The following is a 23092-nucleotide window of genomic DNA, read 5'->3' as shown; positions in this document are numbered from 1 at the left end:
AATCCGGGAGGCGGGGCAGCCGCAGCCAGAACGCGGCGCCCTGGCCGGGCACGGATTCCACACCCACGCGCCCGCCGTGGGCGTGGACCAGCGCCGCGACGATCGACAACCCGAGTCCGCTGCCCCCGCCCTCACCGCGGTAGCGGGAGCTGTCGCCCCGGTAGAAGCGCTCGAAGACGTGCTCGGCGTCATGCGCGGCGAGCCCCTGGCCGGTGTCGCTGACCGCCACCACCACGTCGTCGGCACCGTGCTCCTGGTCGACGCCCACCCACACCGTGATCGACGCGTCGGCCGGTGTGTGTACCACCGCGTTGGTCACCAGATTGCGGATCACCTGCACCAGCCGCGCCGAATCGCCGCGCACCATCGGCGGCTGATCCGACTCGCCGACCTCGATCCGGATGCTGCGTTCGGGTGCCGCGACGCGCGCCGACTGCACCACGTCGGCGGCCAGCGCCAGCATGTCGACGGGCTCGGAGTTCAGCGGGCGCTGCGCGTCGAGGCGCGCGAGCACCAGCAGATCCTCCACCAGCACGTTCATCCGCCCGGCCTCGTCGTCGATACGACGCATCGCATCGGACGGATCGGACACCGCACCGCGGCGATACAACTCGGCGAACCCCTTGATCGAGGTCAGCGGTGTCCGCAACTCGTGCCCGGCGTCGGCGATGAACCGCCGCATCTTCTCCTCCGACGCCCGCGCCTGCTCCTCCGACGCACGGGCCTGCTGCTCGGAGGCCGCGGTCGCGGAGAACGCGTGCTGGATCTGGCCGAGCATCGTGTTGAGCGATTCCGACAGACTGCCCACCTCGGTGTTCGGCGCCGCCGGAGGAACTCTCATGTTCAGATTGCCCGCGGCGATGGCGTGCGCGGTTTCCTCCACCCGGCGCAGCGATCGCAGGCTCGATCGGACGAGCAGATAGCTGAGGATGCCGATCACCACCACCACGGCCAGCCCGATGCCCAGTTGCAGCCACATCAATCGCGACAGGGTCTTGTCGACGTCGGTGAGCGGGATGGCGACCACCACCTGGCCGTCGGGGTTGGTCTGTTTGATCAGCCTCCAGCGGGGACCGTCACCGTCGGCGGAGTCCACCGTCACCGGGCCGTAGTCACCGGCGGGCAGTCCGGTGATCGCGGGCGCGTCGTCGAAGTCGTTGCTGGACAGTACCTCTCCGTTGTCCAGCGTGGTGTGGACGAAGTACGGCGACGGCGGGCGTCGCGGCCCGGGTGGCGGGCCGGGGCTGTCGTTGATCCGTACCCGCGGTTTGGCCCACGTGTCCACCGCGTTGATCAGCCCGGTGTCGGTGCGCGACATCAGGTCGCTCTTCATCGCCGAGGTGACCGCGATCCCGGACACCAGCAGACCGATCACCACGAGCACGAGCGTCAACGCGACGAGCGACACCCGCAGCGGCACACCGTGTTTGTGCGGCCGGCCGACCGGTTGTGCGGTTGCCATGTCAGCCGCGCGGCTCACGCATCACATATCCGACGCCGCGCAGCGTGTGGATGAGCGGCTTCTCGCCGAAGTCGAGCTTGCGCCGCAGATAGGACACATACGATTCGACGACGTTCACCTCGCCACCGAAGTCGTAGTTCCAGACGTGGTCGAGGATGCGGGGTTTGGACAACACGGTGCCCGCGTTCACCATGAAGTAGCGCAGCAGCGTGAACTCGGTGGGCGAGAGTGACACCAGCTTGCCCGCCTTGAACACCTCATGGGTCTCGTCGTCGAGTTCGATGTCGGCGAAGGTGATCCGCGAAGACGACTTGGCGTTCTCGTCGAAACCGCTGCGCCGCAGCAGCACCTGCAGACGCGCCACCACCTCTTCGAGACTGAACGGTTTGGTGACGTAGTCGTCGCCGCCGATGGTGAGTCCGTTGATCTTGTCCTCGACGGAGTCGCGTGCGGACAGGAACAGTGCGGGCGCGGTGACCCCGTCGGCACGCAGCCGGCGCAACAGGCCGAAGCCGTCCATGCCGGGCATCATCACGTCGAGGATGAGGAGGTCGGGCTTGTCCGACCGGCAGCGGTCGATGGCTTCGGGCCCGTTCGCCGCGACCTCGACCTGATAGCCCTGGAACTTCAGCGACACCGAGAGCAGCTCCCGGATGTTGACCTCGTCGTCGACGACGAGGACGCGCGGACCGTGCGCGGGCGCCCCACCCGCCGTTTGTGTGCTCATCTGACCCATGTCGTTCACAGCTACCACCATCACCGACCAGTCTGCCACGGATCTGGAGAGCCACTGACAACTTGCTGTGAGTGCTGACCTGCACGAACAGTTGTCCGATGCGGCCGCGCCGCGGAAGTCATCGGCGCATGAACGGTGACGGAAAAGCGGGTTTGGGGTTGACCTCACCGAGCCAGGCGGCGAGCTCGTCGGCCCTGGCGGCCAGCGCTCGGTGTGCCGCGCGGGGCAGATCCTCCAACGCATGAACCGCCACCGACCCGTCGTCGAGCCGGTACCAGCCGCCCACGATGCGGCCGTCCCACCACGCAGTCTGCCCGCCATTGCCGTTGCGGTCGAACACGTGCGCCACGTGGTCGCCGACATAGAACGAGCGCTGTTTGTGGCCCATCGTGGTGGGGTCGAGTTCAGGAAGCAGCAGGGCCTGCGGTGCGACGGGCTCGACCTCGTCGACGTCGTCGGCGTGGACGTATCCCACCGACCCGTCGTCGAGATCCACCTCGACCACGTCGAGCTGCGCGAGTGCGGCGCGGACGGCCGCCTTCGTGCTGCCCAGCCACCACACGAGATCGGTCTCGGTGCCCGGACCGAAGGCGCGCAACCACCGGTCGATCAGATGCACGTGCCCGGTGACCGGATCCGGTGCCGTCAGCGGCTCACCGAGCCAGTGTTCGATGGCCACCCACGACGGCCGGGACAGGTGCCAGCCCGCCGCGTTGGGTCCGCGCACGATCTCGGCGGCCGCGCTCATCATGTTCAGCACCCGCGGTCCCATCGACACCTGCCCGCCCCACGGCCTGCCGGGCGAGATCATCACCCGGAGGTCGAGTTCGGGTAGTCGCTCGCGCAGCTGTGTGGAGGTCAGCGCGGCGCCGCCGGCCAATTCACGGCGCACCGCGGCCCGCGCGGTGTCGATCCAGCCATCCGGATCATCGACGTCATCGCTGCGCCGCAGATCGCGGAGCATGTTGGTGCGTTCGGACGCCGCCACCCGTGCGCTCACCGCGCCCACAGCGTCGGCCAGGATGTCGCGGGGCAACGCGAACACGGTGCGCCGCATGGCGAGATGCTTGATCAGAGAGCGCTTTTCGTAGAGCGCGGAATCCATGTCGGCGGCCACGAAACCCGGCATGCGTGCCCACGCGGAGATGTAGACCGTCGACGGTGCGGTGGCGTGCAGTCCCACCGTCGCAGCGGCGGCCTCCTCCACCGTGGCGGCACCGAATCCGTCGGCGAGACGGTGCCGGCGCATCAGTCGGGTCCGGCGCGCCGCGTCGGTGATCCGTGGGCGTACCGCACTCATCCCGGATCGGGCGCCGCGATCGCGTCGACCTCCACGAGCTGGTCGTCGTAGGGCAGCACGGTGACCCCCACCATGATCGCGACCGGCACCTGCCCGTCGAACTCGCCGACGACTGCTTCCCAGGCGACGGCGAGGTCGGCCTGCAGGTGCTCGGCGACGTAGACGGTGAGCTTGGCGATGTCGCCGAGGGTGGCGCCGCGTTCGGCGAGTACGGCGCCCAGATTCTGCAGGCACCGCCGGGTCTGGGCCACCACGTCACCGCGGGCCACCACCACACCCTCGGTGTCGAGCGGCGCTATTCCGGCGGTGAACAGCAGCGGCCCGGCGGTCACGGTGGCGCTGTACGGAAATCCGCCGTCGTGAAGGGTCGACGACCCGTGGAGAGTGATGCGCGACATCAACCGATGGTATCGGGCGCCGTGCCCTGCGGGTTTCAGAGTCAGCGAAACCCGAGCACCTGGTCGCCGTAGGTGCGTCGCAGCGGCGCGTCGAGGTCGTCGACCACCCGATCGTGCGCGTCTATCACCAGGGTCGCGCGGGTGTCGGTGGTGAACGGTGGCCACTCCAGTCCGGCGAGGCCGCCGGTGTCGAGGGCCGGATCACCGGACCGGATGAACGACGTCCAGCGCGCACGCATACGCGCCGACACCTGTTCTCCGGTGCTGCGTCCACCCAGTTTGAACATGACGTCGGCGCTCCCTTTCGGAAAGTTCCCGAACACATACGGCAACTCGGTGGCGTGGGTGGCGCCCACCCGCAGCAACCGGAACAACCTGGTGGTCTGATCGAACCGATACAGGTAGACCGGAGCCACCTCGCTGTGTCCCTCGGCCACCCACACCGTTGGCATCCGGAACGCGAGATCGCGGGACACGTCGAGGTTGATCGATTTGGGTTTGACGCCCGGATAGGCCGCCGCGATGCGTTCGGGGGTGGGAATCGACAGCTCCGGATACTCGGTGGCGATCTGATCGAACATGCTCCGGATGGCCGGTGACGTGACCGGCATCAGCGGCGACTTCATGAACTTGAAGGCGGCTGTCTCGTCGCGGTTGGTGCCGATCAGCAACGGCACCGGCAGCGACTCGTGGGCGCCGAACACGTCGATGGGATGACGCGGTACGAGATCCCCGTCGACCACCGGGGCGAACGCAATCGTCCCGGGACTCGCCTTGGGCACCCTGGCGAAAACCGCTTGCGTCGCGGCGACCAGATCGGCGACCGGCAGGTCGGCGAACGCTTCCATGGCGGTCCCGACCCCGGCGACGTCACCGAGTGCCCGCGCCACCGATGCCGCCCGGGCACGGTCGTACACCGAGGTGGCGGGGGAACTTTGCGCGATCGCCCGGTGGAACAGGCCCGACGCCGCAGGAATGGTCAGCAGCGTTGTCACGATCCCGCCGCCCGCGGACTCACCTGCCACCGTGACGTTTGCGGGATCTCCGCCGAACGCGGCGACGTTGTCCTGCACCCACTGCAGCGCCAGCAGTACATCGCTCAGCGCGACATTGGTCTCGAAGCGGGAGTCGTCACCCGACAGGGAGCCCAGGTCGGCGAAGCCGAGCGCACCGAGCCGATAGTTGAACGTCACGAACACCAGATCGCCACCGGACGCGAGTACCGTGCCGTCGAAGAGCTCCTGGCTCGACGCACCGAACACGTAGGCGCCGCCGTGCACATACACCATCACCGGGAGACCGGCGCCCCGCGCCGCGGCACCCGCGGGTGCCCAGACATTGAGGAACAGGCAATCCTCGTCCATCACGGTGTCGCGCGGCAGCGGAATCCCCGGGTTGCGGACCTGTGGGGCGACGTTTCCGAATGTCAGGGCGTCGACGGTTCCCGACCGGGGTTGCGCCGACCGCGCACGGCGCCAACGCAATTCCCCGATCGGCGCCTCGGCGTAACGGATCCCGCGCCAGACATCGACGCCGTCGCCGCGCCGACCGCGATAGGTGCCTGCCGTGCACTGGGCGACCGGAGACTGGGCGACCGGAGACTGCGTACCGGTCATCGGCGTCTGTTCATCCATCGTGCTTCACCGGTTTATCGTGCGTCACCGGTCGTGGCTTCGCACCGCGGGACACGCCGGGCGGCGCGGGATCAGCCGAGCACCGGCATCACGCTCAGGCATGGAACCGGGCGGCGGTGCGCCGGGTCGAGGGTGTTCAGGATGATCCGCACCACGCGCGGATTGGCCACCAGCCGAAGATGATCCGACCGGTCGGCGGCGCAGTCGCGCTGCAACAGCACGTTGACGGCATCCGGTCCCGCCACCAGGCCACTGTCGTAGGGATCGACGATTCCGTCGTTGTCGGTGACGATGTTGGTGTAACGCACGCCCGCGGCGTACGGGGTGCCTCCCCGCCACAGTTTTCGGATCAGGTCTGCCCCGGCATACTCCTGCTGGCACTCCGGATACGGCCACTGCGCGGCACGTCCCACCGCTGTGTACAGCGCCTTGCCCGCGTCGCAGGTGTCGTCGGCGACGTGCCCGCGCCAATACGGTGCGAGCGAGACATAGTCGTGGATCGTGGCGGCACCGCCCAGGTACTTGGCGTAGTAGTCGGGAATCACCGTGCCCGTGGAGTGGCCCACCACGTCGACCTGCCGGGCGCCCGTATGCGCCAGCACCGTACGGATGAAGCGCGCGAGTTGCTCGGCGCTGCTTTCGACGGTGGCAAGACCGCCGAGTGCCGACACCGGCCACGTCGCCCCGGCCGTCGCTCCGTAGGTGAGCGCGAACACACAGTAACCCTCATTCTTGAGCGCGGGAACAATTGTGGCCCAAGTGGTCTGACGGTTCGCGCCACTTCCGTGGACGAGCACGACAGGTCGCGGGTGTGCGCGCGACACCCTGCAGTCGGCGTCGTTGGACCCCGGCAGCGATCCACCCGGATGACTCAGTTCGGCCCTGGTGCCGTCCCAGAAGTCGTAGCTCACCGGCAAGGGTGCCGCCCGCACCGACCCGGGCGTCAGCATCGTCGCCGGTATCACCACCGCGAGCACCGCCACCGCGGCGGCCGCCACGCGCATCGCCCTCCACATACCGTGAGAGTAGATGTCAGCGGTAGGTGATGCCGGTGTACTTTCTGCTCACCCGGGTGCCGCCCTCGCCGGCGAGAATGTTCTCGAGTTGGGCCAGCGAGCCGATCACCGCCTCGCCCCGCATGCCGCGCTCGATGAACTCGATCGCGGCCTGCACCTTGGGTCCCATCGAACCGGCCGCGAACGTCGACGATTTCAACGCGCTCGGATGTGCGGTGGCGATGGCCCGTTGGTCCGGGGTGCCCCAGTTCTCGTAGACCGCATCGACATCGGTGGCCATGATCATCAGATCCGCGGTGAGCTGATAGGCCAACAGTGAGGTCGCGAGATCCTTGTCGATGACACCTTCGACACCGCTGTAGCTGCGGGCGACCGCGTCCCACGCCACCGGCACACCGCCACCGCCCGCGCACACGACGGTGACGCCGCCGGACACCAGATGCTCGATGGTGTAGATGCCCGGGATGGCCGACGGGGTGGGTGAGGCGACGACTCGCCGCCAGTACTCACCGTCGGCGGCGATGCTCCATCCGTGCGCGGCCGCCAACTTCTCGGCCTCGTCCTTGGTGTACACCGGGCCGATGAACTTGGTGGGGTTGTCGAATGCGGGGTCGCGGGGATCGACCTCGATGAGGGTGACCAGCGTGGCCACCTGCCGGACCGCCGGAAGCAGTTCGCGCAGTTCACGTTCGATCAGATAGCCGATCATGCCCTCGGTCTGCGCGTCGAGCACGTCGAAGGGCTCCGCCGAGTCGGGGTCGGCGGCGGCGGTGATGTTGGCCAGCAGGCCCACCTGGGGACCGTTGCCGTGGGTGATCACCAGATTGTTCTCGATCGAGACCGGGGCCAGCACCTCCATCGCGTCGTTGACCGCCTGCAGCTGATTGGCCGGGGTGAGCGGTTTTCCCCTGGGCAGCAGGGCGTTTCCGCCCAGCGCCACAACGACTCTCATACCAGCCCCAATGTCGCGGCCACGATGGCCTTGATCGAATGCCAGCGATTCTCCGCCTGCGCGAACACGATGGAGGCGTCGCTCTGGAACACCTCGTCGGTCACCTCGAGCGCCGACAGACCGGTCTCCTCGTAGATCTGCTCACCGACGGTGGTGTTCCGGTCGTGGAATGCGGGCAGGCAGTGCAGGAACTTGGTGTCGGGCTTCCCGGTGGCGGCCATGACCTCGGCGTTCACCTGATACGGCAGCAACAGTTTGATGCGTTCACCCCAGAGGTCCTTGGCCTCACCCATCGACAGCCAGACGTCGGTGTAGATGAAGTCGGCGTTCTTGACGCCCTCGCCGACATCCTCGGTGTGGGTGATCGAGCCACCGGTGGCGGCCGCGATCTCGTTGCCCGCCTTGGTGATCGCCTCCGGGGTCCAGCGCTCCTTGGGCCCCACCAGACGAACGTCCATGCCGCACATGGCACCGGCGATCAGCAGCGAGTTCGCCACGTTGTCCTCGGTGTCGCCGAGGTAGGCGAAGGTGATCTCGTTGGCCGGCTTGCCGCCGGCGTGCTCGACCATGGTGAGCATGTCGCACAGCGACTGCGTCGGGTGCCATTCGTCGGACAGACCGTTCCACACCGGCACCGACGCCGCCTCGGCGAGCACCTCCATCGACTTCTGCGAGAAACCGCGGTACTCGATGCCGTCGAACATCGACGCCAGCACATGCCCGGTGTCGGAGATCGATTCCTTATGGCCGAGTTGCGATCCGGTGGGATCGAGATAGATGTGTCCGAGGCCCAGATCGTAGGCCGCCCGCTCGAAGGCGCAGCGGGTGCGCGTGGAGGTCTTCTCGAAGACCAGCGCGATGGCCTTGCCGACATGCTTCTGGGCGTCGCGGCCCTCCTTGTGCGCCTTCTTCACCTCCTGCGACAGTTCCAGAAGCGCGGTGTACTCGTCGACGGTGAAGTCGAGTTCCTTCAGATAGTCACGGCCCTCGAGGGTTGCGATGACGTCGCGGTAATCACTCATGGCTACACTGCCTCTCGTTCGATGGGGCACGACATGCAGCGAGGTCCGCCACGGCCGCGGCCGAGTTCGGAACTCTGCAGCCCGATGACCTGGATGCCGTTGTCCCCCAGATACTTGTTGGTGGTCACATTGCGTTCGTAGCCGACGATGACGCCCGGCGAGACGGCGAGGAAGTTGTTGCCGTCGTCCCACTGCTGACGGGCCGCCTCGAGGCGGTCGATGGGCGCTTTGAGGACGCGCAGTTTGTCCACGCCGAGTGCCTCGGCGACCACCGGGAACAACTCGCCGTTCTCCACCACGTCGAAGGCGGTGCCCTCGTCCTTGGCGGTCAGCGTGTAGGACCGCAGTTCGCCCGGGAGGTAGGGGTAGACGCTGAAGGCGTCACGGTCGATCATCGTCATCGCGGTGTCGAGATGCATGAACGCACGTTCGTGCGGCAGTTCCACCACGATGATCTTGTCCACCGCACCCGAGCGGAACAGGCTGTCGGCGAGCACTTCCACACCCTGGGGCGCGGTGCGTTCACCCATCCCGATCATCACGTGCCGGTTGCCGATGACGAGGATGTCACCGCCCTCGACGGTCGCCGGTGCGTGTTGCTGCGAGTCGTTGCCGTAGTAGAACTCGAAGTCGGCGTCGGCGAACATCGGGTGGAAGTTGTAGATGACCCGGGAGTTGATCGACTCACGCTGACGCGCCGGCTTCGCCATCGGGTTGACGCTGACGCCGCCATAGATCCAGGCCGAATTGTCGCGCTGGAACAGGTGATTGGGCAGCGGCGCGAGGAAGAAGTCATCGTCGCGAAGGTAGTTCAGGAACAGGCTCGGGGTGCCCGCCAAATACGGCGCCACGTCGCGTTTCAGCAGACCGCCGATGAGCATCTCGGCAAGGTCGGCCGCCTTGAGTTCGCCGACCAGTTTGTCGAGCGGGTGGTCGAGGGCGGTTCCGAAACGAGTCGCGGTGGTGAGCCTGTCCTGCAGGAACTCTCGCGCACCGGGCTGATCCACCGCCTCGGCGAGCAGATCCTGATACAGGTACACGGTGACACCGAGATCGCGCAGGATCTGTTGAAACGCCTCGTGTTCCTCGCGGGCCTTCTCGGCCCACATCACATCGTCGAAGAGTAGGCTCTCGACGTTCGACGGGGTCAGTCGCGTCAGCTCGATACCCGGCTTGTGCAGGATCACCTGTTGGAGTTGGCCGACCTCGGAATCGACATGAAAGCTCATGATTTCCTTCCTTCGTGGATGCTCATGCGGTGGATGCTCATGCATCCACGACGCGGTAATCGGGAACAGGAGGAGGCGAGGACATGCGGCTGCGCATGTAGAGGTACACCGGCACGCCGAGCAGGAATGCGCCCAACGTCATCAGGTAGGGACCGTATTCGGAGTACCAATTGTCCTCGTCGGTGTTGCGCGAATAGATGATGAACAGGATCGCGAACACCAGGCTCACCACGGCGACGATGACGTCGCGCCAGAACCTGGCACGCTCCATCTTGCGCGCATCGCTGATCCGCATGTAGATCTGCGCCAACGCCGAGAACGCGTACGGGATCGCGGCGGTGATGCCGGTCATGAACACCAGCGTGTTGAAGATGGCGGCACCGCTGTTGCCGAGATAGCTGATCACGGTCACCACACTGGCCAGCACGGTGGCGGCCAGGATGCCGAAGGCGGGCACCGCGCGGCTCGACATCTCGGCGAACCGGCTCGGGAACAGCCCGTCGAGGGCGGCTGCCCGCGGCATCTCCGAGCAGATCAGCACCCACCCGTTGAGCGCGCCGATACCGGAGATGATCACCGCGACGGCCACCGCGTACCCCGCCCAGGTGCCGCCGAAGATGTCGTTGGCGGCGATCGCATACGACGCCTTGTTCTCGTCCTTGCCGAGATCGGCCGACGGTACGATGCCGAACACCGCGGTCATCGAGAGCAGATACACGATCGCGCAGGCGACGGTGCCGATGATGGTGGCGCGCGGCACATTACGCTTCGGGTCGCGGACCGCCGCGGCGGTCACCGTCGCGGTTTCCACCCCCAGATAGCTGAACAGCAGGATCGCCATCGCACCCAGGATCGCCGACGTGGCCGACCCGCCGCTGGCGTTGAACGGGTGAAAGTTGTCCGACGAGACGAAGAAGATCCCGACGAAGGAGAGCAACAGCAGCGGGATGAACTTGAGGATGGTGGTGATGGTCTGGAAGGCGCCGATGTTCTTCAACCCGCTGAGGTTGATCGCGGCGGGAACCCACAGACCGGCGAGCGCGATCAGCAACTGCACCCAGTTGGGGACGTCGTTGAAAAAGTAGATGACGTAGTACACCCAGCCGGTGGCGATCGCCGCATTGCCCGCCCACGCCGTGATCCAGTAGCTCCACGCGTTGAAGAAGCCGGCGACGTTGCCGAACGCCACCCGGGCGTAGGCGTACGGACCGCCGGGCGCGGCGATGCGTTTGGACAGTGCCGAATACATCAGCGCGAGCGCAAGTGCACCCACGGTGGTGATCGCCATCGCGATGATGCTGATGGGACCGTAGGAGGCGAGCGAATAGGGCAGGCTGAAGATTCCGACGCCGATGATGCTGCCCATGACGAGCGCGCTCGCCTGTGGCAGACCGAGTTTCGCCTCCTCCTTGTACCCGGTGGCATCCGCCGCGGGCGAACTCTGCAAGGTCTCGCTCATCCCATTCCTCCATCCGTGACGAAACGGCTTGCGTGTCAGGAGAAATGGATTCGACGTCGACCGCCGAACGCGGTCAGGTGAGGCCGGTGTTCGACCGGTCATTGCGAGACCGCCTGTAGTCTCGTGACCAATCCAACGCTACGTGGGGGCTTTCCCTATTTCCACGAAACCGCCAAGAAAGCGACGCCATTTCAGTTGGACGTCGCAAAGTGGTCACATGCAGGTGAACGGGCGGCGACCACGGCGTCGCACACCGACCCACCCGCGTGCGGATCCTGGTGGAGCCCCCTGTCAGGATCGAACTGACGACCGCTCGCTTACAAGGCGAGTGCTCTACCACTGAGCTAAGGAGGCATTGCGTGCGCGAGTATATCGGGCGGGCGCTTCGTTTCCTCACCGGGACCAGCCAGGCGACGATCGACACGATCGAGCCGGGCAGCATCGTCGTCGCGCCACGCCGGCCGATCGACCGGTTCGATGTGGGCACCATCACCGAGGTGCTCGACCTCGCCACCAAGATCGGCGCCGTGCTGCTGGACTCCGGCACCGGAGCGGTGGACACCGCGTCGCAGATCCGATTCGTGGCCGGCGTCTACGGACTCGAGGAACTCGACGTCGACGTCACCTACAACACGATCCTGGTGAGTGCGCGCCGCGGTGCCACCCTGCCACCGATCAGCGCGATGCAGACCGTGCACTACCGGTCACTCGACTTCACCCGGCTGGCCGCGGTCGATCGGCTGGTCCGCCGGATCCGCGACTCGGCACTGGCGCCGACGAGTGCGCACCGCATGATCGACGACATCATCGCCTCCCGCCATCCCTACCCGCACTGGGTGGCCACCTCGGCGTGGGGCCTCATGGCTGCCGGGATCTCGGTGCTCCTCGGCGGCGGCCTCGTGGTGGCCTCGCTCGCGTTCGCCACCACCGCGGTGACCGTGACCGCGAACCGGTTCCTCAACCGGATCTCCACCCCCGCGTTCTTTCAGCAGGTCGCCGGTGGCTTCATCGCCGTCGTACCCGCGGCGCTGGTGTTCTCGGTGGGCGAACGTTTCGGGGTCGACATCGCGCCCTCGCAGGTGATCGCGGCGGGCATCGTGGTGTTGCTGTCCGGACTCTCGTTGGTGGGATCGGTGCAGGACGCCATCACCGGCGCACCCATCACCGGGGTGGCCCGCTTCTTCGAACTGCTGCTGATGACCGGCGGCATCATCGCCGGAGTGGGCATCGCACTCCAGATGCTCGGACGCTTCGGCGTCTACCTGCCCACGATCACCACGTCCACCCAGTTCGCCGCCGTCGACGTCCCGGTGCGGGTGATCGCCGGCGCGGTGGCGGCCTTCGCGTTCGCACTCGCGAGCTACGCCGAACGTCGGGCGCTGCCCGTCGCGTTCCTCGGCGGCGCGATCGGGATGGGCGTCGCGGCGATCGGGGCGTGGCTGTCGGTGGGCGACGTGATCGCCGGCGGCGCGGCCGCCACCTTCGTCGGACTGGTCGGTGGTCTGCTGGCCCGTCGCGCCCTCACCCCGCCGTTGGTGGTCGCGGTCGCCGGCATCACCCCGCTGTTGCCGGGTCTGGCCGTCTACCGCGGCCTCTACGGCATCCTCAACGATCAGACGCTGCAAGGCTTCACCTGGATGACCAGTGCGCTGGCGGTGGGCTGTGCCCTGGCCGCCGGGGTCACCCTCGGCGAGTTCGTCGCCCGGACGCTGCGGCGTCCGCATCTTCCCGCCACCCCCGAGTGGGCCAGACGCCGCCGCGATGCGCGTGGCGCGCGGGCACGCCGTTGGTGACCGGCGGCGTGGGCGGGGCCCGCCGACGCGTAGAATCGGCTGTTGTGCACGCCACACGTGCAGACCGCATCACCAACACAGACCGCACCGACGAGGGGACATGATGCCCGCGAAGACCACCGACATTCCCGACGAGGAGCTCGAGCCGGTAGCCGACGAGACCGCCAACTCGGCGCGACGCGTCGTCGCCGCGTACGCCACCGACGCCGACGAATGCCGGATGCTGCTGTCCATGCTGGGTATCGCACCGGGCGAGAACGCCTGAGCCGTGCGCCCCGGATCCGACGAGGTATCCAACAGCACATCCACCCACGGCACTGACGGCGCCGAATTCGTCGTCGTGGCCAACCGGCTCCCGGTCGACAAGGAGGTGCTGGCCGACGGCACCGTGCGCTGGAAGCGCAGCCCCGGTGGACTTGTCACCGCCCTCGAACCGATCCTGCGCTCACACACCGGCGCATGGGTGGGCTGGTCGGGCATCGCCGACTCCGACGAGGATCCCGACGTCGAGGGCATCAGCATCCACGCGGTGCCCCTGACGAGCCAGGAGATCGCGGAGTACTACGAGGGCTTCTCCAACGCGACCCTGTGGCCGCTCTACCACGACGTGATCGTCAAACCCGAATACCACCGCGAATGGTGGAACACCTACGTCGAGATCAATCGCCGCTTCGCCGAAGCCGCCTCGCGGGCCGCGGCACCGGGCGCGATCGTGTGGGTGCAGGACTATCAGTTGCAGCTCGTGCCCAAGATGCTGCGAATGCTGCGACCGGACCTGCGCATCGGATTCTTCCTGCACATCCCGTTCCCGCCGGTGGAACTGTTCATGCAGTTGCCGTGGCGCACCGAGATCGTCGAGGGACTGCTCGGCGCCGACCTCATCGGCTTCCATCTGCCCGGCGGTGCGCAGAACTTCCTCTATCTCGCCCGACGACTGGCCGGGCAGGCCACCAGCAAGGGCACGGTGGGGGTGCGCTCACGATTCGGCGTGGTGCAGGTGGGATTTCGCACCGTCCGGGTGGGCGCCTTTCCCATCTCGATCGACTCCGGCGAACTCGACGCCAAGGCGCGTTCCAAGGAGATTCGGCAACGCGCGACCGAGATCCGCGCCGAACTCGGCAATCCGAAGACGGTGATGCTCGGCGTCGACCGCCTCGACTACACCAAGGGCATCGACGTCCGGTTGCGCGCACTCTCGGAGTTGCTCGCCGAGAGCCGCATCGACCCGCACGACACCGTGATGGTCCAATTGGCCACGCCGAGTCGCGAACGCGTCGACAGCTACAAGAGGATGCGCGCCGGGATCGAACAGCTCGTCGGCAACATCAACGGCCAATACGGCGACGTGGGACAGCCGGTGGTCCAGTACCTGCACCGCCCGGTCCCGCGCGACGACCTCATCGCCTTCTTCGTCGCCGCCGACGTCATGCTGGTCACCCCGTTGCGGGATGGCATGAATCTGGTGGCCAAGGAGTACGTGGCCTGCCGCGCCGACCTGGGCGGCGCCCTGGTACTCAGCGAATTCACCGGCGCCGCAGCCGAATTGCGTTCGGCCTACCTGGCCAATCCGTACGACCTCGACGGCGTGAAGGACGCCATCGTGGCTGCGGTGGAACAGCCGCCGGCCGAGGGTAGACGACGCATGCGCGCGTTGCGTAGGCAGGTGCTGACCCACGACGTGGAGAAGTGGGCCAAGAGTTTCCTCGACACCCTCGGCTCCACGCACGAGACCGCCGTATCGGCCAACCGTGGCGTGCAACTGGTGGACGAGGAGACCGGCGGCTACCTCGATCAGCGTGAATCCCGATGAGCGCGAACGGAATTCCGAGCGAACTACGGGATGCGCTGGTCCGGGCGGCGGCGGTGCCGCAATTACTGCTGGCCAGCGACTACGACGGGTGCATCGCGCCCATCGTGTCCCGCCCACAGGACGCACGACCCAACCCGGCGTCGATCGAGGCGATCAGCGCAGCCGGTTCGATCCCCGACACGGCCGCGGCGGTGATCTCCGGCCGCGCACGGGTTGACCTCGGGAAACTGTCCGGTCTCACCGACGCCCCGGTGACCCTCGTCGGCAGCCACGGCAGCGAATTCGACGGCGGCTTCGCCGACGCGATCACCGACACCCAGAAGGAGCTGCTCGACGCGGTGATCGACTCGTTCGAGACGATCGCGGCCGATCATCCCGGGGTGACGGTGGAGACCAAACCGGTGAGCGCCGCGCTGCACGTCCGCAACGCCGCACCCGATGTCGCCGACGACGCGCTGGGGTTGGCCCGCAGCGGGCCTGCCACCTGGTCGGGGGTGTATGCGACCGAGGGCAAGGCGGTGATCGAGCTCGCGGTGATCGAGACCAGCAAGGGCCACGCCCTCGACCTCCTGCGTGAGCGGTTCGGTTCCGACGCCATCATCTACCTCGGCGACGACGTCACCGATGAGAAGGCTTTCGCACATCTTCCCGCCGATCCCGATGTCAGCATCAAGGTCGGCGACGGCGACACCGCGGCCCGCTACCGTATCGCCGACACCGACGACGTCGCATCGGTACTGGAATTCACCGTTGCGCGACGTCGGGAATGGTTGGCGGACAACCGCTGAGCTACCCGGCGGGCGCGGGAATGCGGTCGACGAGCGGATCCCGGTGCGTGGAGCGTTTGTCGGTTTCGCGGATCACGCGGTGCACGAAACCGAGTTTGCGCACCACCGGATGCGGGATGTCGAACGGATAGAGCGGTCGTCGGCCCATCGCCTGGTTCACCCGGTTGAACATCGTCGACATCCATTTCCAGTCGTAGAGCAGACGTTCGATGGGCTGATCGGCGTAGGACTCCAGCGGCACGATGTCGCGGTCCATCGCGAAGCGCACCTGATCGCTTTCCAGCATCATGCCGGATTCCCGTGCGGTGTCGATGGTTCCGGTGATGTGCAGGTAGTGCGCGAAGCACTCGGCAAAGTCTTCCCACGGGTGCATCGTCGCGTACTCGGAGATGAACGATTTCCGCCAGTTCGGTGGCGGCCCCTGGTTGTAGTGCCGGTCGAGTGCGTCGCTGTAGCTTGCCCGTTCGTCGCCGAAGATCTCCCGGCACCGCTGCAGGTAGCGGTCGGCGCCGTCGCCGGTCTCGATCAGGATGTGCTCGTAGTAGTGCCCCACCTCGTGGCGGAAGTGTCCGAGCATGGTGCGATAGGGCTCGCCGAGCGCGACGCGCAGCCGTTCGCGGTAGGCGTCCTCGGTCTCGGTGATGTCGATCGTGATGACCCCGTTGGCATGTCCGATCATCACCGGCTTGCCGAGGGTCTGACTCGACAGCAGATCGAAGGCCAGGCCGCCGTCGGCGCGCCAGAAGGGCTGCACCGGCAAGCCGAGGTCGACGAGCTGGTAGATGAGCATCCGCAGATCGACGGTGGTACTCGGCATCTTCTGCAGGGCGATGACGTCGGAGGCGTCGGGTTGCTTGCGGATCAGGGCCTCCGGGAAGCAGCGGCCCCGCATGCCCGCATCCTTTTCGCTGAACTCCGCCAGGGTCATCCAGTTGCAGCCGGCACCCCAGTTGACGCAGCGCACCCATTCCCGCCCGTCCACCATGACGCCGTCCTCCGAGGCAACCACCAGCGACCGGCTCGGCAGGTGGACGCCGACGTCGGTGCCGCAGTTCGGGCAGTTCTGATTCATGAAGCCCGACAAGAAGTTGCAGATCGGACAGGTCAGCGCATGCATGAGCTCAGCCTAGGGCGTCGCCTCGGGCGAGGTCAGCGGATGGCGATACGTGCGGTGCCGTCGTCGACGGGCAACTCACCCCGCACCGTTGCGGTGACCTCGTAGGAATCCAGCGAGATGGCACCGCCGTGATTGTCGAGGAACGCCGTGTCGGCGGCATCGCGACCGGTGGCGATCCGTACCAGCGACTGGCGCGGGGAGAGCCGGGTGGCATCGACCACCACCCACTCGCCGTCGATGATCGCCTCGGCCACCGCGTGGAAATCCATCGGATCGCATCCGGGGGCGTACACGGCGACCAGCCGCGCCGGGATGTTGAGTGCGCGCAGCAATGCCACCACCAGGTGGGCGTAGTCGCGGCAGACGCCGGCGCCGGCGAGCAACGTGTCGACAGCGCCGTCGATCGGGTCGCTGGCGCCGGGGATGTAACTGAGGCGCTCCTCCACGAAGGAGGTGACCTGATTGAGCAGTTCGGCGTCGGGCAACGACATGTCGAACTGTCCACCGGCGAAGCCGAAGAACTTGTCACACTCGGCATATCGGCTGGGCCGCAAGTACATCGAGCGATCGGTGGACTCCACCACGTCGGGGTCCGCGGGTGCGGTGACCGCGGCGGTGTATTCGACGGACACCACTCCGGATTCCACATTGAGGCGATGGATGCGGCCGCCGTGCAGATCGATGATCTCCTCCGGCGTCACCTCCACACCGTCGACGGCAACGGTCAGCTTCTCGTCGAGTTCCAGGCCGGGCATGCGGGCCACGGCGATCTGCATCTCGAGTTCGGTGGGTTCGGTGACGGAAATACTCATCGTCGCGGACATGTCACGGGGAGTGGTCAACGGTGGGGTGGCCATGGGTTTACTGTAGGCGGTAATCGCTCGGCGCTCTCACCTGAGGTCCCGGCCACGCCGTCGGCTCGTCCCTCGCCGGCGTCACCCGGTGAGCGCGGCCACCGGATCGGCGTAGATCACGCTGAGCGCCACCACGATTGCCGCGCCCTCGGGCACCGTCACACCGAACAACGAGGGCGCCAGTTCCAGCGGCCACGGTGCGGCGGACGCCGCGTCGAAGGCCGCCTGTACCGGTGCCAGTCCGTGCGGGTGGGCGGCGAAGGCGTCTCCGGCGACGGTGATCGCGTCCGGGTTGAGGGCGTCGCGGAACAGCGCCACCACCTCGCCGAGGATGCGGGCCCGCTCGTCGACGATGACCGATGCGTCGGGCGAGAGGCCCAGCCGTGCCGCGGCGCGCTGGGTGGCCGCCGAGCCGATCACGTCGCGAAGGCGAGCGGTGCCGGGGCACAGCACCGGCGCGTCCACTCGGACGTGGTCGATGGTGCCGGCACCTCGCGCCGGAATGTGCACCCGGCCGTTCAGTGTCACCGCCATGCCGGTGGTCTCCCGGGCGTAGAAGAACAGCCCCGACCCCACGTCCTGACGGGATTGGCCGAGAAGCAGTTCGGCCGCGGCCATCGCCTCGACGTGTTCGCTCACCGACACCGCGACGCCCAGTGTGTCGGCGAGGATCTCGCCGAGTGGGGTGCGCCGCCAGCCGAGAATCGGGTGGGTCACCTCGCCGGTCACCGCGTCGACCGATCCGCCGATCGCCGCCCCGCCCCACAGCAGTCGCCGCCCGGAGAACCGGTCGGCCAGGGCACGCAGTTCCGCACACAACACCGGTGCCACCTCGGCCCCCGGACCCGGCGGGGTCCGGATGGCATGGCTGTAGAGGGGGCGGCCACCGATGTCGGCGATGGTCAGCAGCGTGCGTCGGGCACCGATGTGCATGCCGGCCACGCACAGCGAATCCCGGTCGAGGGTCACCGGGCTTTTCGGCCGCCCGATCACCCCGGGACTCACCAGGTCCCGTCGCTCCACGACGAGGTCCATCGACGTCAGCATGGTGACCTGCCGGTTGATGGTGGCCGCCGACAGCGAGGTGACCTCGGTGAGCCGGTCGCGGGTGATCGGCGCACCCGCGCGCACGGCGTGCAGCACCACGGCGGCAGGCGTCGACCCCAGCTGAAGCGTCGGCGGGATCACTCCGCACGGCATGGGAGTGAATCTAGCAGGTCGGCGGGGAGGCGGATCTCGATCGCGCGGACGATCGGGGGCGTCTGGCCCGCACTATGCTGATCGCCATGACCAGCGACACTTCCACCGATCCGAATCCGCCCGCCGCCGATGGTCGCCGGACCGCGGTGGTCACCGGCGCCAGTTCGGGCATCGGCGCGGCCATCGCGCGCACCCTGGCGGCGCAGGGATACCACGTGGTGCTCGGCGCCCGGCGCGTCGACCGCGTGCAGCAGCTTGCGGCCGAGATCGGTGGCACCGGAAGGCAACTCGACATCACCGACGAGGCGTCGGTGGCCGCCTTCGTCGAGGGACTCGACGTGGTGCACGTCCTGGTGAACAACGCCGGTGGCGCGAAGGGACTCGATCCGGTGGCCAACGCCGACCTCGACGACTGGCGCTGGATGTGGGAGACCAACGTGCTGGGCACGTTGCGGGTGACCAAGGCGCTGCTCGGCGCGCTCGAGGCCTCCGGCGACGGGTTGATCATCACCATCACCTCCACCGCCGCGCTGGAGGTCTACGACGGCGGCGCCGGCTACACCGCGGCCAAACACGCCGAGGGCGTGCTGCACCGGACACTGCGTTTCGAGTTGCTGGGCACACCGATCCGGCTCACCGAGATCTGCCCCGGCATGGTGGAGACCGACTTCTCATTGGTGCGATTCGATGGTGATCAGGCCAAGGCCGACGCGGTGTACGCCGGGGTGACCCCGCTGGTCGCCGACGACATCGCCGAGGTGGTGGGGTTCGTGGCGTCGCGGCCACCGCACGTCGATCTCGATCAGATCGTCATCCGCCCGCGTGATCAGGCGTCGTCGCGCCGCAACATCCGCACGGGCTAGTTGGGGGCGCTCACCGACGTCGGGGCGCCCTTCGGCGTGGCCGGGGCCTGCTGCGTGCGCGGTTCACCCTTGATCGCCGACATGCCCTTCCAGGTGGGCCAGTCGAAGGTCCAGTCGAAGATGTCGCCGTCGGCCTCCGACAGTGCGATGCGGGTGCCGGTGACCTCCACCGGGTCGCCGTAGATCGCGGTGCCGAAGTACTGTTGCGCATTCTCCAGCGACAGGTTGATACAGCCATTGGTGACGTTCGAAGACCCTTGCACACCAACGGTTTCCGGGTTGGCGTGAATGAACTCGCCGTTGTTGGAGATGCGCACGGCGAAGCGTTCGTGGACGTTGAAGTAGCCCGCCGCCGGGTTGCTCATGTAGAAGTCTTCGTGCTTCTCGCTGACCACGTGGATGCCCGACCGCGTCACGTTGCGGTCGACGTCGCCCTGCCCGTAACTGCATGGCAGCGTCATCAGCGTGCCGCCGTCACGGGTCACCACGATCTGATGGCTCGACGCCTCGGCCTTGACGATCTGGGCGCGTCCGATGACGTAGTCGCTGGTGACATCCGCGGCGCCGTACGCCCCGTTGCCGTGGTCGAGTCCGTAGAGCTTCGCGGTCATGTGCACCTTGGTGCCCGGCGCGAAGTACTCCTTGGGCCGCCAGTGCACCCGCGAGCCGTTGTCCTCGCCGAGCCAGGCCCAACTGCCCTCGGTGGGCGGGGTGGTGGTGAGGGTGAGCGCCCGTTCGACCGCCTCCTTGTTGTCGACGGTGCCGTCGAACTTGAGGATCAGCGGGGCGGCGATCCCCACCTCCTGGCCGTCGGCGATGTTGACCACGACGTTGAGTTGCTGCTGCGGATCGAGGGTGGTGAATTTGCCTTCCACCGGCACCGACAGGCGGTCGTAACCGGTGGCGCTGCCCTGCCACGAGTAGGTGGTGCCGTACCCCAGCGGCTCGGTGACGGTGAACGTCTTGCGGTCCTCCGACATCGTGCCCGCGACGGCGTGGCCCCGGGGATTGAGGAGTTTGACGTCGGGGTTGAGCACACCGTTGTCCGCGGTGACCGACACCTTCGCGATGGGATTGGGCGCGGACTGATCGGTCAGCGACGGCGTGTAGGTGACGCCGACCGTCGGCTTCTTGGGTGCCTGCGCGGTGGTGTTGTCACCGGAACGTCCGCATGCGGCCACGACGAGGCCCGCCGTGGCGAGGCCCGCGGCGGCGAGAACCGTACGGCGATTGGGCGTTACGTTCGTGGACATCCCATACAGAATACCGACCGCAGCTGAACAACCGCCGTGACCGGGCTTTATGAGTTCTCAGGTTCCGCACCCACCGCGGAGTGGATGCGCCACTGACGTGCGGCGCCTGGCCTACTTCTGCCGGGTAAACGCTCGGCTGGTCGAAGAACGCTGAGCGTGCAAACTGCGCATTCTCCGACAGCCACAGCGTTCGTCGTGTCCGATCGCCAACACCGGGTGGACGCCGACACCGGCAGGAGAACTCGTTCCGCGTCGCGTCGATCAGGACGGAGCCGGGAAACCGTCGAGCACGGCACGGGTCCCCGACAGGCCGAGCCGCGTGGCGCCGGCGTCGATGAGTTCGGCGGCGAACTGCGCGGTGCGGATACCGCCGCTGGCCTTGACGCCCGCGCGATCGCCCACCGCCTCACGCATCAGCCGCACCGCCTTCACCGACGCTCCGCCCGCGGGGTGGAATCCGGTGGAGGTCTTGACGAATGCCGCACCGGCGGTCACCGCGCGACGGCACACCTCGGTGAGGGTGTCGGGTCCTGCGACGTCGAGCAGCAGCGCCGATTCGACGATCACCTTGAGGATCGCGGCGTCGCCGATCGCCTCGTGCACGGTCAGGATGTCGGCGAACACCTCGTCGAACCTGCCGTCGAGGGCCGCCCCGATGTCGATCACCATGTCGATCTCGTCGGCCCCGCTGTCGGCTGCCAGCCGTGCCTCGGCGGCCTTGACCAAGGAGTGGTGCTTGCCCGACGGGAACCCGGCGACCACGCAGGTGCGCTGTGCGCCGGTGTCGATGGGCAGCATCGACGGTGAGAGGCAGACCGCGTAGACACCGAGTTCGGCGGCCTCGGCGACCGTGGCCTCGGCGTCCGCGCGGGTGGCCTCGGGTTTGAGGAGTGTGTGGTCGACGAGGGCGGCGACGTCGGCGCGCGTCAGGTCGGTGCGAGTCACACCGATGAGCTTGGCACACTGATCAGGTGACCACCGCAGACACCTCCGACCGCCGCTACGTCCTGACGCTGGGCTGCCCCGACCGCACCGGCATCGTCGCCCGGATCTCCACGTTTCTCGCCGGCATCGGCGGCTGGATCACCGAGGCCGCCTACTTCTCCGATGTCGACTCGGGCTGGTTCTTCACGCGTCAGGCAGTGCGCGCCGACTCGGTGTCGATCGGGCTCGACGAGTTGCGGTTACGGTTCAGCGAGGCGATCGCCGACTTCGGGCCGGAGACGGTGTGGAAACTCACCGACACCGGCGTGCAGAAGTCGGTGGTGCTGCTGGTCAGCAAGCAAGGCCATTGCCTCACCGACCTGCTCGGACGCGCCAATCGCGGCGAACTGCCCGCCCGAATCGACGCCGTGGTGAGCAACCACCGCGACCTCGAACGTCTCACCGAGCGCTTCGAGGTTCCGTTCCATCACGTCCCGTTCGGGCCGGATCGACCGAAGCAGGACGCCTTCGCCGAGGTCGGCGGCATCGTCGAGGGCTATCACCCCGACGCGGTGGTCCTGGCCCGCTTCATGCAGATCCTGCCGCCCGAACTGTGCGACGCGTGGGCGGGCCGGGCGATCAACATCCACCACAGCTTCTTGCCCAGCTTCGTCGGCGCACGGCCGTATCACCAGGCTTTTGCCCGCGGGGTGAAGCTGATCGGGGCCACGTGCCATTACGTGACGGCCGATCTCGACGCCGGACCGATCATCGAGCAGGACGTGATCCGCGTGGATCACGGGGACTCGATCGCCGACATGGTCCGCCAGGGCAGCGACATCGAAACCCTTGTCCTTGCCCGAGGATTGCGCTGGCACCTCGAAGACCGCGTTCTGGTGTACGGACGCAAGACCGTCGTGTTCACCTGAGCTCCTCCCGCCGGTTGAGCTCAACCCGCCGGTTGAGCCGTCGCCCGCTGGTTGAGCTCCTGCCGCTGGTTGAGCTCCTCCTGCTGGTTGAGCTTGTCGAAACCACCCACACCCGCCGGTTGAGCTTGTCGAAACCACCACCCGCCGGTCGAGCCTGTCGCCCGCTGGTTGAGCTCCTCCTGCTGGTTGAGCTTGTCGAAACCACCCACCCGCCGGTCGAGCCTGTCGCCCGCTGGTTGAGCTCCTCCTGCTGGTTGAGTGAACCGTCCTGGGTCTGGTGGAGACCGTGATCTCACCAGGAGAATACGGATATGGGAGCACCACGGAAGTTCGACCAGGAGACCCGTGAGCGG

At 67.3% G+C, this 23092-nt stretch carries 22 protein-coding genes and 1 tRNA gene; 6 read left to right on the top strand and 17 right to left on the bottom strand.

The window, feature by feature from the left end; translation table 11 throughout:
* The 11 genes from ACWDSI_RS14340 to ACWDSI_RS14290 all read right to left on the bottom strand — a co-directional run.
* On the bottom strand, nucleotides 1-1462 hold a 1462-nt coding region (locus ACWDSI_RS14340), incomplete at its 3' end, for a sensor histidine kinase (RefSeq protein ID WP_449756922.1).
* A gap of 1 nt (nucleotide 1463) precedes the next feature.
* Nucleotides 1464-2189: a response regulator transcription factor gene (locus tag ACWDSI_RS14335; protein WP_449756997.1), complete on the bottom strand. Its 726-nt coding sequence runs from the start codon at nucleotides 2187-2189 to the stop codon at nucleotides 1464-1466.
* Between the two features lie 127 nt (nucleotides 2190-2316).
* The gene (locus ACWDSI_RS14330; protein WP_449756921.1) at nucleotides 2317-3498 is read right to left on the bottom strand and encodes a winged helix DNA-binding domain-containing protein; all 1182 of its coding nucleotides are present in this window, start codon (nucleotides 3496-3498) and stop codon (nucleotides 2317-2319) included.
* Nucleotides 3495-3896 (bottom strand): RidA family protein, encoded by a 402-nt coding sequence (locus tag ACWDSI_RS14325; RefSeq protein ID WP_449745897.1) that lies wholly within the window; start codon nucleotides 3894-3896, stop codon nucleotides 3495-3497. The genes ACWDSI_RS14330 and ACWDSI_RS14325 overlap by 4 nt, the downstream gene beginning before the upstream one ends.
* Before the next feature lie 41 nt (nucleotides 3897-3937).
* A complete protein-coding gene (locus ACWDSI_RS14320; protein ID WP_449756920.1) occupies nucleotides 3938-5530 on the bottom strand; it encodes a carboxylesterase/lipase family protein in 1593 nt (530 codons plus the stop codon).
* Between the two features lie 71 nt (nucleotides 5531-5601).
* On the bottom strand, nucleotides 5602-6546 hold the full coding sequence (locus ACWDSI_RS14315) for an esterase/lipase family protein (RefSeq protein ID WP_449756919.1): 945 nt from the start codon (nucleotides 6544-6546) through the stop codon (nucleotides 5602-5604).
* Nucleotides 6547-6562: 16 nt separating this feature from the next.
* Complete coding sequence (locus ACWDSI_RS14310) at nucleotides 6563-7498, bottom strand: carbamate kinase (RefSeq protein ID WP_449745899.1); 936 nt, start codon at nucleotides 7496-7498, stop codon at nucleotides 6563-6565.
* Entirely contained in the window at nucleotides 7495-8520 is a 1026-nt protein-coding gene (gene argF / locus ACWDSI_RS14305) for an ornithine carbamoyltransferase (RefSeq protein ID WP_449756918.1), read from the bottom strand. Before argF ends, ACWDSI_RS14310 begins: the two co-directional genes overlap by 4 nt.
* 2 nt (nucleotides 8521-8522) lie before the next feature.
* The gene (locus ACWDSI_RS14300) at nucleotides 8523-9749 is read right to left on the bottom strand and encodes an arginine deiminase (protein WP_449745901.1); all 1227 of its coding nucleotides are present in this window, start codon (nucleotides 9747-9749) and stop codon (nucleotides 8523-8525) included.
* Nucleotides 9750-9786: 37 nt separating this feature from the next.
* Nucleotides 9787-11208, bottom strand: a complete 1422-nt coding sequence (locus tag ACWDSI_RS14295; protein ID WP_449756917.1) for an APC family permease — start codon at nucleotides 11206-11208, stop codon at nucleotides 9787-9789.
* A 279-nt stretch (nucleotides 11209-11487) separates the two neighbouring features.
* A tRNA-Thr gene (locus tag ACWDSI_RS14290) sits at nucleotides 11488-11562 on the bottom strand.
* Between the two features lie 5 nt (nucleotides 11563-11567).
* Here ACWDSI_RS14290 and ACWDSI_RS14285 point away from each other — a divergent pair.
* From ACWDSI_RS14285 to otsB, 4 genes are all read left to right on the top strand, one after another.
* Nucleotides 11568-13001, top strand: coding sequence for a threonine/serine ThrE exporter family protein (locus ACWDSI_RS14285; protein ID WP_449745903.1), 1434 nt, complete (start codon nucleotides 11568-11570; stop codon nucleotides 12999-13001).
* A gap of 100 nt (nucleotides 13002-13101) precedes the next feature.
* Nucleotides 13102-13266, top strand: a complete 165-nt coding sequence (locus tag ACWDSI_RS14280) for a hypothetical protein (RefSeq protein WP_449745944.1) — start codon at nucleotides 13102-13104, stop codon at nucleotides 13264-13266.
* Nucleotides 13267-13269: 3 nt separating this feature from the next.
* Nucleotides 13270-14811 (top strand): alpha,alpha-trehalose-phosphate synthase (UDP-forming), encoded by a 1542-nt coding sequence (locus ACWDSI_RS14275; RefSeq protein ID WP_449756916.1) that lies wholly within the window; start codon nucleotides 13270-13272, stop codon nucleotides 14809-14811.
* Entirely contained in the window at nucleotides 14808-15599 is a 792-nt protein-coding gene (otsB, locus tag ACWDSI_RS14270) for a trehalose-phosphatase (RefSeq protein WP_449756915.1), read from the top strand. The genes ACWDSI_RS14275 and otsB overlap by 4 nt, the downstream gene beginning before the upstream one ends.
* Before the next feature lies 1 nt (nucleotide 15600).
* Here the strand turns inward: otsB and ACWDSI_RS14265 are convergent, their stop codons facing one another.
* The 3 genes from ACWDSI_RS14265 to ACWDSI_RS14255 all read right to left on the bottom strand — a co-directional run bounded on the left by ACWDSI_RS14265 (nucleotide 15601) and on the right by ACWDSI_RS14255 (nucleotide 18770).
* Nucleotides 15601-16716, bottom strand: a complete 1116-nt coding sequence (locus ACWDSI_RS14265; protein WP_449756914.1) for a zinc-binding metallopeptidase family protein — start codon at nucleotides 16714-16716, stop codon at nucleotides 15601-15603.
* A gap of 32 nt (nucleotides 16717-16748) precedes the next feature.
* Nucleotides 16749-17573 carry a transglutaminase-like domain-containing protein gene (locus ACWDSI_RS14260; protein ID WP_449745907.1) on the bottom strand — a complete coding sequence of 275 codons (825 nt, stop codon included), beginning with the start codon at nucleotides 17571-17573 and terminating at the stop codon, nucleotides 16749-16751.
* Nucleotides 17574-17651: 78 nt separating this feature from the next.
* A complete protein-coding gene (locus ACWDSI_RS14255) occupies nucleotides 17652-18770 on the bottom strand; it encodes an ROK family protein (protein WP_449756913.1) in 1119 nt (372 codons plus the stop codon).
* A gap of 86 nt (nucleotides 18771-18856) precedes the next feature.
* Between ACWDSI_RS14255 and ACWDSI_RS14250 the strand changes: the two genes are divergently transcribed.
* The gene (locus tag ACWDSI_RS14250) at nucleotides 18857-19633 is read left to right on the top strand and encodes an SDR family NAD(P)-dependent oxidoreductase (protein ID WP_449756912.1); all 777 of its coding nucleotides are present in this window, start codon (nucleotides 18857-18859) and stop codon (nucleotides 19631-19633) included.
* Here ACWDSI_RS14250 and ACWDSI_RS14245 read toward each other — a convergent pair.
* Together ACWDSI_RS14245 and deoC are read right to left on the bottom strand one after the other, a co-directional pair.
* Nucleotides 19630-20886 carry an Ig-like domain-containing protein gene (locus tag ACWDSI_RS14245; protein WP_449756911.1) on the bottom strand — a complete coding sequence of 419 codons (1257 nt, stop codon included), beginning with the start codon at nucleotides 20884-20886 and terminating at the stop codon, nucleotides 19630-19632. The two genes, ACWDSI_RS14250 and ACWDSI_RS14245, sit on opposite strands and share 4 nt — an antisense overlap.
* 261 nt (nucleotides 20887-21147) lie before the next feature.
* Nucleotides 21148-21831: a deoxyribose-phosphate aldolase gene (deoC, locus tag ACWDSI_RS14240; RefSeq protein ID WP_449756910.1), complete on the bottom strand. Its 684-nt coding sequence runs from the start codon at nucleotides 21829-21831 to the stop codon at nucleotides 21148-21150.
* Between the two features lie 26 nt (nucleotides 21832-21857).
* Between deoC and purU the strand changes: the two genes are divergently transcribed.
* Nucleotides 21858-22739 (top strand): formyltetrahydrofolate deformylase, encoded by an 882-nt coding sequence (gene purU / locus ACWDSI_RS14235; protein WP_449756909.1) that lies wholly within the window; start codon nucleotides 21858-21860, stop codon nucleotides 22737-22739.
* Nucleotides 22740-22759: 20 nt separating this feature from the next.
* On the opposite strand, the gene ACWDSI_RS14230 is transcribed toward purU, so the two are convergent.
* On the bottom strand, nucleotides 22760-23092 hold a 333-nt coding region (locus tag ACWDSI_RS14230), incomplete at its 5' end, for a hypothetical protein (RefSeq protein ID WP_449756908.1).

The organism is Gordonia sp. NPDC003429 (assembly GCF_053588575.1).
The sequence above is the reverse complement of the archived record's forward strand: the minus strand, read 5'-3'. Positions and strand labels throughout refer to the sequence as shown.